This is a genomic window from Streptomyces javensis (assembly GCF_039525925.1).
Taxonomy (GTDB): domain Bacteria; phylum Actinomycetota; class Actinomycetes; order Streptomycetales; family Streptomycetaceae; genus Streptomyces; species Streptomyces asiaticus.
This window is the reverse complement of record NZ_BAAAIF010000063.1, coordinates 51383-63181: the sequence shown is the minus strand read 5'-3', so window position 1 is coordinate 63181 and position 11799 is coordinate 51383. Positions and strand designations below refer to the sequence as shown.

The window sequence follows — 11799 nt, the reverse complement described above, 5'->3', positions numbered from 1 at the left end:
GCCGAACGTACGCGTCCGGTCGGCCGCATCGCCGCCGTGGCCGGGTTCGGCCTCGTGGGCGGCCGTGCCGGGGGCGCCTTGCCCCGGAGCGTCCCCTCGCCGGGCGCGGCGGTCAGCCGCTTCGCGGGGGTCGTCCTCGCGGGCGGGTACCTGGCCACGGTCGCCCGGCCGTTGGCGCATGCCGCGCTCAACCCGTCCCCGTACCTCCTCCAGCGTGCCGTCGGCAGCGGCATCCGCGCGATGATCCCGCTTCAGGCCGTGCTCGCCTCCCGCGCCGGGGCGCACCGTACGGCCGCGGGGCTGCTCGCGCTCATGCCCGTCGCCCGACGGCTGTCGAGAAAGGTCAGCGCGACATGAGCCGCACCGGCGACCCCGGCCACCCCACCCCGGAATCCCTGCGCTTCGCCTACGGCACCAACGGTCTGACCGACCTCCGGCTGAGCGACGCCCTCACGCTCCTCGCCGACCTCGGCTACGACGGCGTCTCGCTCACGCTCGACCATATGCACTTCGACCCGCTCGCCCCGGACCTCGCCGCCCGCACCCGCCGCGTCGCCCGTGACCTCGAGCGGCTCGGCCTCGGCGTCGCGATCGAGACCGGTGCCCGGTATGTGCTCGACGCCCGGCGCAAGCACCACCCCACCCTGCTCGATCCGGACCCCGAGGCCCGCGGCGCCCGAATCGATCTGCTGCTGCGGGCCGTGCGGGTGGCGGCGGACCTCGGGGCCCCGGCCGTGCACTGCTTCAGCGGGGTGCTGCCGCCCGGTGAGTCCGGGGAGACGGCGTGGCGGCGGCTGGCGGACGCCCTCGGGCCGGTGGTCGTGGCCGCCGGGGCGGTGGGCGTCTCCCTCGCGATCGAGCCGGAGCCGGGGCATCTCCTCGCCGACCTCGCCGGGTTCCACCGGCTGCGCACGGCACTCGGCGATCCGGCCGCCCTCGGTCTCACCCTCGACATCGGCCACTGCCAGTGCCTGGAACCCGACCCGCCCGCCGAATGCGTCCGCGCGGCGGCGCCCTGGGTGCGGCATGTGCAGATCGAGGACATGCGGCGCGGGGTGCATGAGCATCTGCCGTTCGGCGAGGGGGAGATCGACTTTCCGCCGGTGCTGGAGGCGCTGCGCGCCGCCGGGTACCGGGGTCTCGTCGGCGTCGAGCTGCCCCGCCACTCACACGCCGGTCCCGAACTGGCCCGCGCCTCCCTACGGTTCCTCAAGGACGCCCTCAAGGACGCCCTCGCGGACGCCCCCAAGGACGCCCCCAAGGATGCTCTCAAGGACACCGAACGGACCGCGATCGAGGGAGGCGTCCGATGCTGACCGTGACCGAGCTCCGCGCCGCCGTGGAGCATCGCCTGGACGAGGCAGGCCGCGCCTGGCTGGACAGCGCCCTGACGGACGCGGCGAAATCCGGACCGTGCCCGGACGCGTCCGGCCCCGCCCGCTGGGAGCTGGACTTCGCCTCCGCGGGCCGCCACGTCCGCACCCCCCAACCCGCCACCATGACCGGCCGGTCCACCGCCACCGACCGGCCCGCGAGCGACAGCCCCGCTGCCGTTTCCGGGCCCACCCCCGCCGCCGGGCCCAGCGAGGCCGCCGGGCCCAGCGAGGCCGCCGGGCCCAGCGAGGCCGCTCCCCGCACCCCCGGCGGCCCTCCCGGCCGGGGCCACCCGGCCGAACAGGCCGCCCCAACCGAGACGATCGCCGCCGACCACCTCGCCCCCCACGACCTCCCCGACGCCGCCCGCGTCCTCATCCTCCACGCCGCGCGCGCGGACGCGCCCACCGTCGCGAGGCTGTACGCGCACGGCACGGGCGCCGAGCGCCGGGCCGTGCTGCGGGCGCTTCCGCATCTCGGACTCTTCGCCGGGCCCGACGCCGTACCGCTCGTCGAGGACGCCCTGCGGACCAACGACACCCGGCTCGTGGCCGCCGCCGTCGGGCCGTACGCCGCTCTCCACCTCTCGCCGCACAGCTGGCGGCAGGCCGTGCTCAAGTGCCTGTTCACGGGCGTGCCCCTCACCGCCGTGGCCGACTGGGAGCGGCGGGCGCAGGGGGACGGCGAGCTGGGCCGCATGCTCGACGACTACGCCCGTGAGCGCACCGCCGCCGGGCGCCCCGTGCCCGGCGACCTCGACCGCGTACTGGCCATGACCCGCGCCCTGCCCGGCGCGCCCCGCGCCCTGACCCGCGAGGAGTCCTGATGCGCATCTTCGATCCCCACATCCATATGACCTCCCGGACCACCGACGACTACGAGGCCATGTACGCCGCGGGGGTGCGCGCCCTCGTCGAGCCGTCCTTCTGGCTCGGGCAACCCCGCACCTCGCCCGCCAGCTTCTACGACTACTTCGACTCCCTCCTCGGCTGGGAGCCCTTCCGGGCCGCCCAGCACGGGATCGCCCACCACTGCACCCTCGCGCTCAACCCCAAGGAGGCCAACGACCCGCGCTGCGTCCCGGTCCTGGACGAGCTGCCCCGCTATCTCGTCAAGGACGGCGTCGTGGCCGTGGGCGAGATCGGCTACGACTCGATGACCCCCGCCGAGGACACCGCCCTCGCCGCCCAGTTGCAGCTCGCCGCCGACCACGGGCTGCCCGCCCTCGTCCACACCCCGCACCGCGACAAGCTGGCCGGGCTGCGCCGCACCCTCGACGTCGTCGGGGAGTCCGCGCTGCCCCCGGACCGCGTCCTCGTGGACCACCTCAACGAGACCACCGTCAAGGAGGCCAAGGACAGCGGCTGCTGGCTGGGCTTCTCGGTCTATCCCGTCACCAAGATGGACGAGGAGCGGATGGTCGAGATCCTGCGCGCGTACGGGCCCGAGAAGGTGCTGGTCAACTCCGCCGCCGACTGGGGGAGGAGCGACCCCCTCAAGACCCGGAAGGTCGGCGACCTGATGCGCGCCGAAGGCTTCACCGAGGACGACGTCGACCTCGTGCTGTGGCGCAACCCGGTGGCGTTCTACGGGCTCAGCGGCCGCCTTGACCTGGACCTCGACGCCGAGGAGACCGCGGCCACCGCCACCCACGAGGGCAACTCCATCCTGCGCGGCGGCGCCCCGGCCGCCACGCCGACGGAACGGTGAGGAGGACCCCATGCGCTTCCGCCACCCCGACGGCTCCACCGTCCACCTCGCCTACTGCACCAACGTCCACCCCGCCGAAGACCTCGACGGCGTCGTGGAGCAGCTCCGGCTGCACTGCGAACCGGTGCGCCGCCGCCTCGGCCGCGACCGGCTCGGCATCGGCCTGTGGCTGGCCCGCGACGCCGCCCGCACCCTGAGCGCCGACCCCGCCGAACTGCGCAGGCTGCGCACCGCGCTGGACACCCGCGGCCTGGAAGTGGTCACCCTCAACGGCTTCCCGTACGAGGGGTTCGGCGCCCAGGAGGTCAAGTACCGCGTCTACAAGCCCGACTGGACCGATCCGGAGCGGCTGGAGCACACCACCCATCTGGCCAGGCTGCTCGCCGCGCTGCTCCCCGACGACATCACCGACGGCTCCGTCTCCACCCTGCCGCTCGCCTGGCGCGTACCCTTCGACGCCGACGCCGCCCGCGCCGCCCGCCGCCACCTCACCACCCTCGCCCAGCGGCTCGACGCCATCGAGGAGCTCACCGGCCGGTCCGTCCGCATCGGCCTGGAGCCCGAACCCGGCTGCACCGTCGAGACCACCGCGCAGGCCATCGAGGCGCTCACCGCGCCCGGCGGCCCGCCCCTGGACCGCATCGGGGTCTGCCTGGACACCTGCCATCTGGCGACACAGTTCGAGGATCCGCACACGGCCACAGACGCGCTCACCGCCGCCGGGGTCCCGGTCGTCAAGGCGCAGCTGTCCGCCGCGCTGCACGCCGAGGACCCGGGGCGGCCCGCCGTACGGGAGGCACTCGCGGCCTTCGCCGAGCCCCGCTTCCTGCACCAGACCCGCACCCGGGCGCCCGAGGGCGGCGTCACCGGCACCGACGACCTCGACCAGGCGCTCGGCGGCGGGCTCGCGGACACCGCGCCCTGGCGGTCCCACTTCCACGTTCCGCTGCACGCACCGCCCGAGCCCCCGCTCACCTCCACCCTCCCGGTGCTCGCCGACGTCCTGGCCCGTCTCGTCGGTGGGCCCGCCCCGCTGACCCGCCACCTCGAAGTGGAGACCTACACCTGGCAGGCGCTGCCGCCCGAGCTGCGCCCGCGCACCCGCGACCGGCTCGCCGACGGTATCGCCGCCGAACTCGCCCTCGCCCGCGATCTGCTGACCGACCTCGGCCTCAAGGAGCTGCCATGAGCGACCTGAGCGACCTGAGCGACAGGAGCGCCGGGACCGGCCCCACCCCCCTCCTCGTCCTCGACGTCGTCGGGCTCACCCCACGGCTGCTGGACCACATGCCGCGCCTCAGGGCGCTCGGCCGCTCCGGCTCGCGCGCCGCGCTGGGCACCGTGCTGCCCGCCGTCACCTGCGCCGCCCAGTCGACGTTCCTCACCGGTACCACCCCCGCCGAGCACGGCATCGTCGGCAACGGCTGGTACTTCCGCGAGATGGGCGAGGTGCTGCTGTGGCGGCAGCACAACGGACTGGTCGGCGGCGACAAGCTGTGGGACGCCGCCCGCCGCGCCCACCCGGGCTACACCGTGGCCAACATCTGCTGGTGGTACGCGATGGGCTCGGACACCGACATCACCGTCACCCCGCGCCCGGTCTACTACGCCGACGGCCGCAAGGAGCCGGACTGCTACACCCGGCCGCCCGCGCTGCACGACGAACTCACCGCGAAGCTCGGCACCTTCCCCCTCTTCCACTTCTGGGGGCCCGGCGCGGGCCTGGTCTCCTCGCAGTGGATCATCGACGCCACCCGCCACATCCTGCGCACCAGCCCCACCGATCTGGTGCTGACCTACCTTCCGCACCTGGACTACGACCTCCAGCGGTACGGCCCCGACGACCCCCGCGCCCACTCCGCCGCCGCCGAACTCGACACCGCCCTCGGCCCGCTGCTCGACGACGCCGCAGCCCGCGGCCGCACCGTCGTGGCGCTCTCCGAGTACGGCATCACCCGGGTCTCCCGGCCGGTGGACATCAACCGGGCGCTGCGCCGCGCCGGGCTGCTGGAGGTGCACACCCAGGACGGCATGGAGTACCTCGACCCCGGCGCCTCCCGCGCCTTCGCGGTCGCCGACCACCAGCTCGCCCATGTGTATGTGCGCCGCGCGGAAGACCTGGACGCCACCCGCGCCGCCCTGGCCGGACTGCCCGGCGTCGCCGAACTCCTCGACGACGAGGGCAAGAAGGCCCACGGCCTGGACCACCCCCGCTCCGGGGAACTGGTCGCGGTGGCCGCGCCGGACGCCTGGTTCACGTACTACTACTGGCTCGACGACGCCCGCGCCCCCGACTTCGCCCAGCTGGTGGAGATCCACCGCAAGCCCGGCTACGACCCGGCCGAGCTGTTCATGGACCCCAAGGACCCCTATGTGCGGGTGCGGGCCGCCACCGCGCTGGCCCGCAAGAAGACGGGGATGCGCTACCGCATGGCCGTCGTCCCGCTCGATCCGGCCCCGGTGCGCGGCAGCCACGGCCGCCTCCCGGACCGCGAGGAGGACGGACCCGTCCTCCTTTGCTCCCAGCCCGGCGCGGTGCGCGGCGAAGTGGCCGCCACCGACGTCAAGAACCTGCTCCTCCGCCTCGCCGGCCTGACGAACGCAACCGAAGGAGACACCCCGTGAAGAGGGCCCAGGACAACCCCGAACTCGCCGAGACCCTCCGCCGCCGCGGATTCCTCGGCGTCGCCGCGGGCGCCACGGCAGCCGGTCTGCTCGGCACCGGCACCGCCATGGCCGCCCAGCCGGGCACCACCACCACGTCGGCCCCCAAGGGCCGGGGCGGCCCGCTGGTGCCCCGCGGCCACCTCGGCATCCAGCTCTACACCCTCCGCGACCAGGTGCAGTCCATCGGCTTCGCCGGTGTCTTCGAGGAACTGGCCCGGTACGGCTACGACCAGGTGGAGTTCGCCGGATACACCCAAGGCACCGGCGACATCACCCTCAAACAGCTCAAGCGGCTGATGCGGGACAACGGGCTGCGCGGTATCGGCAGCCACGTCGGCTACTACTCCGACGACCCGAAGGCGTACACCTTCGCCACCAACCTCACCCAGGTGCTCGACGACGCCGAGGCGCTCGGCCTGCCGCATGTGGGCACCGCCTCCGGGCCCTGGCGCTACGGCTCCACGGTGGACGGCTGGAAGCGCTGTGCGGAGGAGTTCAACACCTACGGCGCGGCCGCCAAGGCGCGCGGGATGAAGTTCTACCAGCACAACCACGCCGAGGAGTTCTCCTTCGCGACCGACCGGCCGGACGTCCGCCTCTACGACGTGCTGCTCGCCGAGACCGACCCCGACCTGGTCCATCTGGAGATGGACATCTACTGGGCGTATGTGGCCCAGTACCGCTTCGGAAGGAAGGCCGACGGCTCACCGGCCCCCTTCGAGCCGCTGAACTACGTCCTGAAGGCCCCGCACCGCTATCCGCTCTTCCACGTCAAGGACGGGGAGCACGACGAAACCGTCCCCGACGGCTACCGGATGGTGGACGTCGGGGACGGTGACATCGACTACCGCCGCTTCCTGAGCGCGGTGGGCAAGACCCATGGCGGGCGGCGTGACCACCACTGGATGGTGGAGCACGACCAGCCCGCCGATTCGCTCACCACCGCCCGCCGCTCCGCCCGCTATCTGCGGTCGTTGCGCTGCGGCGGACGGGGCTGAGCGAGGGTCCCTCGCGGCCGGGCCGGGCGGGCCCGAGGCGCTAGACGGCCTCGCGGCTGATCGGCTGCGGGTTCGGGGCGATGCCCCGGGCCCGCGGCCGTCCTGGCTGCCGCAGCAGCAGGGCCACCGCGGCCGCCACCATGGAGATGCCGCCGGCGAGCGCGTACGCGCCGTCGTAGCCCCAGGAGTCGACCACCATCGAGCCCAGGCCGCCGCCGAACAGCCCGCTGATCAGCTTTCCGCTGTACACCAGGCCGTAGTTGGTGGCGTTGTAGTTCTCCCCGAAGTAGTCCGGGGTCAGCGCCGCGAACATCGGGTAGAAGGCGCCGCCGCCGAACCCGGAGAGGAAGGCGAAGAAGAGGAACAGCACCTCGTTGTGGATGTTGCCGGCCCAGATCACCCCGAACTGGGCGAGGCCCAGCACCACGATGACGAAGACCAGCGTCGTCTTCCGCCCCCACAGGTCCGAGAGCCAGCCGACCACACCGCGCCCGACACCGTTGACGACGGACATGATGCCCATGGACGAGGCCGCCACCAGCGGGCCGAAGCCCACCTCCTTGGCGTAGTCCACCTGGAAGGAGATGCCGAATATGGACACTCCCGCGGTGAGCACCAGGGAGAACCACATCAGCGGCAGCATGCCGGACTTGATGGCCTCCTTGGGCGTGTACTGCCGCACCGCCGGCGGGTTCTTGGCCAGGCTCGCCGCGCTCTTGGCGTTCCCGGCGTAGCTCAGCGGGTCGATGTCGGCGGGCCACCAGTTCTTCGGCGGGTCCTTGAAGAACCAGGCGCAGACCGCCACGACGATCAGCACATAGACCCCGATGAGGTCCAGGACCTCGTCGAAGTTCCCGGTGTCGAACCAGTAGTTGAAGATGAAGATGAACGGCAGCGCGCCGTAGGCGAACCCTCCGTTGACGAACCCCGTCCTCGCCCCGCGCCGCTCCGGGAACCACTTGCCCACCATATTGATGCAGGTGGCGTAGACGAACCCGGAGCCGAGGCCACCGATGACCCCGAAGCCGACGATCGCCGCGAAGACGTTGTCCAGGTGGGACAGGGCCAGGAAGCCGATCAGACACAGCCCCGCACCCAGGAACATCGCCTTGCGGGCGGTCAGGATCCCCTTCTCCCGCAGCCATCCGGCCGGGAAGGCGATGCCCGCCTGGAAGAACACCCAGACGCTCAGGATCCAGAAGGTGTTGCTCTGGGTCCAGCCGTGCGCCTCCGAGAGCGTGTCCTCCGCCGAGCCGTACGCGTACTCGGACACGCTGATGGCCATCATCGCGATCCACGGCAGATAGACCATCAGCTTCCGGCTGTGGCCCAGGATGTCGCGGTCGGTCTCGCCGATGCGATACGTACGTCCCTTGCTGTCCCGCACTTCACGGAAGGGGAGGACCCCTTCCGGCTGTTCTGCTGTGCTCATGTCGTCCCCTTGGCTTCGAAGGAACCCGGCCAGCGCCCCCTGTCCAAACTCTTCGTGCTCCGGGAAACGCGGGTTGCTCTGTGGATCGCTGGAAGTCGGCCGCGGTTCGATGGCGCCCCGAAGGGGCGCGAGGCCGTGTCGATGTGCGGCTCCGCCACGCGGGCGCGACCAGCCACGACGGCGCCGCAGACGATCGACGGCAAGGTCGGGGCACTTCCAGCGGAGCGCCTACGTGAGCAACCCCGCCGACCTGGCCCAGCGGTACTTGGCACCCAGGACGGCCACCGGCTTCTCGGTGGTGTACGGATAAGCCACGACCCCGCGCTCGAAGAGGTAGGCGCACGCCTCCTCGACCTCGGTGTCGCCCGCGAGCGAGGCCACCACCGGTTTGGCGATGCCCCGCGCGCGGAACTCCTCGACGACCCGCGCGGTCAGCTCGGCGAACACCATCGGCGGGGTGACGATGGTGTGCCAGTAGCCCAGGACCAGTGAGTGGATCCGCGGATCCGCCAGGCCCAGCCGGATGGTCGCCTCGTAGGTGGACGGCGGTTCGCCGCCGGTGATGTCCACCGGGTTCCCGGCCGCGCCGAACGGCGGGATGAAGCGGCGGAAGGCGGCGTCCAGGTCCTCCGGGATCTCCATCAGGGACAGCCCGTTGTCGACGATCGCGTCCGACAGCAGCACCCCCGAGCCCCCGGCGCCGGTGATGATGACGACGTTGTCACCCTGGGGTGCGGGCAGCACGGGCAGCGCCCGCGCGTACTCCAGCATCTCGTTGAGGCCCGGCGCCCGGATCACCCCGGCCTGCCGCAGGATGTCGTCGTAGACCGCGTCGTCCCCGGCCAGCGCGCCGGTGTGGGACCCGGCCGCCCTGGCGCCCGCCGCCGTACGGCCCGCCTTGAGCACCACCACCGGCTTCCGGGGCACCGTGGCCCGTGCCGCCTCCACGAAGGCCCGGCCGTCCTTGAGGTCCTCCAGGTGCATCGCGATGCACTGGGTGCGGTCGTCCTCACCGAACCAGGTGAGCAGGTCGTCCTCGTCCAGGTCCGACTTGTTGCCGAGGCCGACGATGGCCGAGACACCGGTCCTGGTCGTCCGGGCGAAGCCGAGGATGGCCATCCCGATGCCACCGGACTGCGAGGTGAGCGCCACCGGCCCCTTGACGTCGTACGGGGTGCAGAAGGTGGCGCACAGGTCCTGCCAGGTGGAGTAGTAGCCGTAGATGTTGGGCCCCAGCAGCCGCACCCCGTGCTCCTCGGCGATGGCCACGATCCGGTCCTGGAGCTCGTGTTCACCGGTCTCGGCGAAGCCGGACGGGATCAGCACCGCGTTCGGGATGCCCTTGCGGCCGACCTCCTCCAGCGCGGCGGGCACGAACTTCGCGGGGATCGCGAAGACCGCCACATCCACCTCGCCCGGGACGTCCGTGACGGTCTTGTACGCCTTGCGGCCCAGGATGTCGTCGGCCTTGGGGTTCACCGGGTGGATCTCCCCGGGGAAGCCGCCGTCGATGAGGTTGCGCATCACCGAATTGCCGATCTTCCCCTGCTCGCTGGAGGCGCCCACCACCGCCACCGAGCGCGGCTGCATCAGCCGGCGCATCGAGCCCAGGATCTCCTCGCGCGAGTAGCGGCGGCGCGTCCGCGGCGCCGGGTCCCCGATCAGCAGCCGCACATCGGCGGCGAGCACCCCGCTCGCGGTGGCGAACACCGGGTTGAGGTCGACCTCGGTGATCTCGGGGAAGTCCGCCACCAGCCGGGAGACCCGCACGATCAGATCGGCGAGCGCCGCGCGGTCCACCGCCTCACCGCCGCGCACCCCGCGCAGCACCTCGGCGGCGCGGATCCCGTCCAGCATCGACAGCGCCTCGCCCTCGGTCGCCGGGGCCAGCCGGAAGGTGATGTCCTTCAATACCTCCACCAGCACCCCGCCGAGCCCGAACGCCACGACCTTCCCGAAGGTGGGGTCGGTGACGGCGCCGACGATGACCTCCTGGCCGCCGTCCGGGATCATCTGCTGCACCTGGACGCCCAGGATCCGGGCCTTCGCGTCGTAGCCACGGGCGTTGTCGACGATCGTGGTGAACGCGCTCCGCACCTCGGCGCAGGAGGTCAGTCCCACCCGCACCCCGCCCGCGTCGGTCTTGTGCAGGATGTCCGGGGACACGATCTTGAGGACGACGGGGAAACCGATCCGGTCGGCGAGCGCCACCGCCTCGTCCGCGGTCTCCGCCAGCCCCTCGGCCGGGGTCGGGATACCGTACGCGTCGGTGATCCGTTTCCCCTCCGGGGCGGTCAGCGCCGTGCGCCCCTCGGCGCGGGCGGTGTCCAGCACCGCGCGCACGGCATCGTTGTCATACGTCACCGTCAGATCACTCCGTTCGTCTTGAGCAGCCGCACTTCCTCGTCGCCGAGCCCCAGCTCCCCGACGTACACCTCTGCGTTGTGCTCACCCAGCAGCGGGGAGCGCTCGACCCGGACCGGGGAGTCGGAGAGCTTCAGCGGGGAGCCGACCGTGGTGAAGGAGCCGCGTTCGGGGTGGTCGACCTCGACGATCATCTCGTTGGCCGCGAGCGACGCGTCCTCGACGATCTCCTTGGTGGACAGGATCGGCCCGCACGGGATGTTGTGCGCCGTGAGCTGCTCCAGCACCTCCCACTTCGGCAGCGTGCTGGACCACTCCTCGATCAGCTGGAACATCTTGGCCAGCTTCGGCAGCCGCGCCTCGGGCGAGGCCCACTCCGGGTCGTCGGCCAGCTCGGGGCGGCCGATCAGCCGGGTGATCGGCTCCCAGCCGACCGGCTGCACGATGACGTAGACGTAGTCGTTGGGCCCGCCGGGCGCGCACTTGACCGCCCAGCCGGGCTGGCCGCCGCCGCTGGCGTTGCCACTGCGCGGCACCTCGTCGCCGAAGTCCTCATTCGGGTACTCGGCGAGCGGACCGTGGGCCAGCCGCTGCTGGTCGCGCAGCTTCACCCGGCACAGATTGAGCACCGCGTGCTGCATCGCCACATTGACCCGCTGGCCGCGCCCGGTGTGGGTGCGCTGGTAGAGCGCGGCGAGGATGCCCGCCACACAGTGCACCCCGGTGCCGGAGTCGCCGATCTGGGCGCCGGTGGCCAGCGGCGGGCCGTCCTCGAAGCCGGTCGTGGACATGGACCCGCCCATGGCCTGCGCGACCACCTCGTACGCCTTGAACTTGGTGTACGGGCCGTCGCCGAACCCCTTGATCGAGGCGTAGACCAGCCGGGGGTTGATCTCCTGGATGCGCTCCCAGGAGAACCCCATGCGGTCCACCGCGCCCGGACCGAAGTTCTCGACCAGGACGTCGCTGCGGCGGATCAGCTCGGTCAGGAGCTCCTTGCCGCGCTCGCTCTTGGTGTTCAGGGTGATGCTCCGCTTGTTGCAGTTGAGCATCGTGAAGTAGAGCGAGTCCACATCCGGGAGGTCGCGCAGCTGCTTGCGGGTGATGTCGCCGGTGACGTTCTCCAGCTTGATCACATCCGCGCCGAGCCAGGCGAGCAGCTGGGTGGCGGAGGGACCGGACTGCACATGCGTCATGTCGAGGACGCGGATGCCCGACAGGGCCTGATTGGCCTCGGGAGCCTGGGACATGGTG

10 protein-coding genes are annotated in these 11799 nt (G+C 72.2%); 7 read left to right on the top strand and 3 right to left on the bottom strand.

Features of this window, described 5'->3' with window-relative positions; translation table 11 throughout:
- From ABD329_RS37145 to ABD329_RS37115, 7 genes are all read left to right on the top strand, one after another.
- Nucleotides 1-357: UbiA prenyltransferase family protein (locus ABD329_RS37145; RefSeq protein WP_486388706.1), on the top strand; the 357-nt coding region annotated here is incomplete at its 5' end.
- A complete protein-coding gene (locus ABD329_RS37140; RefSeq protein WP_198282354.1) occupies nucleotides 354-1316 on the top strand; it encodes a sugar phosphate isomerase/epimerase family protein in 963 nt (320 codons plus the stop codon). The genes ABD329_RS37145 and ABD329_RS37140, both read left to right, overlap by 4 nt.
- Before the next feature lie 182 nt (nucleotides 1317-1498).
- On the top strand, nucleotides 1499-2200 hold the full coding sequence (locus tag ABD329_RS37135) for an EboA domain-containing protein (protein ID WP_344317518.1): 702 nt from the start codon (nucleotides 1499-1501) through the stop codon (nucleotides 2198-2200).
- Complete coding sequence (locus ABD329_RS37130) at nucleotides 2200-3084, top strand: TatD family hydrolase (RefSeq protein WP_198282166.1); 885 nt, start codon at nucleotides 2200-2202, stop codon at nucleotides 3082-3084. The genes ABD329_RS37135 and ABD329_RS37130 overlap by 1 nt, the downstream gene beginning before the upstream one ends.
- 10 nt (nucleotides 3085-3094) lie before the next feature.
- Complete coding sequence (eboE, locus tag ABD329_RS37125) at nucleotides 3095-4273, top strand: metabolite traffic protein EboE (RefSeq protein ID WP_344317514.1); 1179 nt, start codon at nucleotides 3095-3097, stop codon at nucleotides 4271-4273.
- Nucleotides 4270-5709: an alkaline phosphatase family protein gene (locus tag ABD329_RS37120; RefSeq protein ID WP_198278994.1), complete on the top strand. Its 1440-nt coding sequence runs from the start codon at nucleotides 4270-4272 to the stop codon at nucleotides 5707-5709. Before eboE ends, ABD329_RS37120 begins: the two co-directional genes overlap by 4 nt.
- Nucleotides 5706-6749: a sugar phosphate isomerase/epimerase family protein gene (locus tag ABD329_RS37115; protein WP_198278995.1), complete on the top strand. Its 1044-nt coding sequence runs from the start codon at nucleotides 5706-5708 to the stop codon at nucleotides 6747-6749. Before ABD329_RS37120 ends, ABD329_RS37115 begins: the two co-directional genes overlap by 4 nt.
- Before the next feature lie 40 nt (nucleotides 6750-6789).
- Here the strand turns inward: ABD329_RS37115 and ABD329_RS37110 are convergent, their stop codons facing one another.
- The 3 genes from ABD329_RS37110 to frc all read right to left on the bottom strand — a co-directional run bounded on the left by ABD329_RS37110 (nucleotide 6790) and on the right by frc (nucleotide 11795).
- A complete protein-coding gene (locus ABD329_RS37110) occupies nucleotides 6790-8181 on the bottom strand; it encodes an OFA family MFS transporter (protein ID WP_198278996.1) in 1392 nt (463 codons plus the stop codon).
- A gap of 228 nt (nucleotides 8182-8409) precedes the next feature.
- On the bottom strand, nucleotides 8410-10545 hold the full coding sequence (locus ABD329_RS37105; protein WP_198278997.1) for an acetate--CoA ligase family protein: 2136 nt from the start codon (nucleotides 10543-10545) through the stop codon (nucleotides 8410-8412).
- 2 nt (nucleotides 10546-10547) lie between these two features.
- Entirely contained in the window at nucleotides 10548-11795 is a 1248-nt protein-coding gene (gene frc, locus ABD329_RS37100; protein WP_198278998.1) for a formyl-CoA transferase, read from the bottom strand.
- Nucleotides 11796-11799 lie beyond the last annotated feature (4 nt).

What these genes read in the sequence shown, in the direction of transcription:
- ABD329_RS37140 (WP_198282354.1), top strand. Translation starts at nt 354, where the DNA reads ATGAGCCGCACCGGCGACCCCGGCCACCCCACCCCGGAATCCCTGCGC.
- ABD329_RS37135 (WP_344317518.1), top strand. Translation starts at nt 1,499, where the DNA reads ATGACCGGCCGGTCCACCGCCACCGACCGGCCCGCGAGCGACAGCCCC.
- ABD329_RS37130 (WP_198282166.1), top strand. Translation starts at nt 2,200, where the DNA reads ATGCGCATCTTCGATCCCCACATCCATATGACCTCCCGGACCACCGAC.
- eboE (WP_344317514.1), top strand. Translation starts at nt 3,095, where the DNA reads ATGCGCTTCCGCCACCCCGACGGCTCCACCGTCCACCTCGCCTACTGC.
- ABD329_RS37120 (WP_198278994.1), top strand. Translation starts at nt 4,270, where the DNA reads ATGAGCGACCTGAGCGACCTGAGCGACAGGAGCGCCGGGACCGGCCCC.
- ABD329_RS37110 (WP_198278996.1), bottom strand. Translation starts at nt 8,181, where the DNA reads ATGAGCACAGCAGAACAGCCGGAAGGGGTCCTCCCCTTCCGTGAAGTG.
- frc (WP_198278998.1), bottom strand. Translation starts at nt 11,795, where the DNA reads ATGTCCCAGGCTCCCGAGGCCAATCAGGCCCTGTCGGGCATCCGCGTC.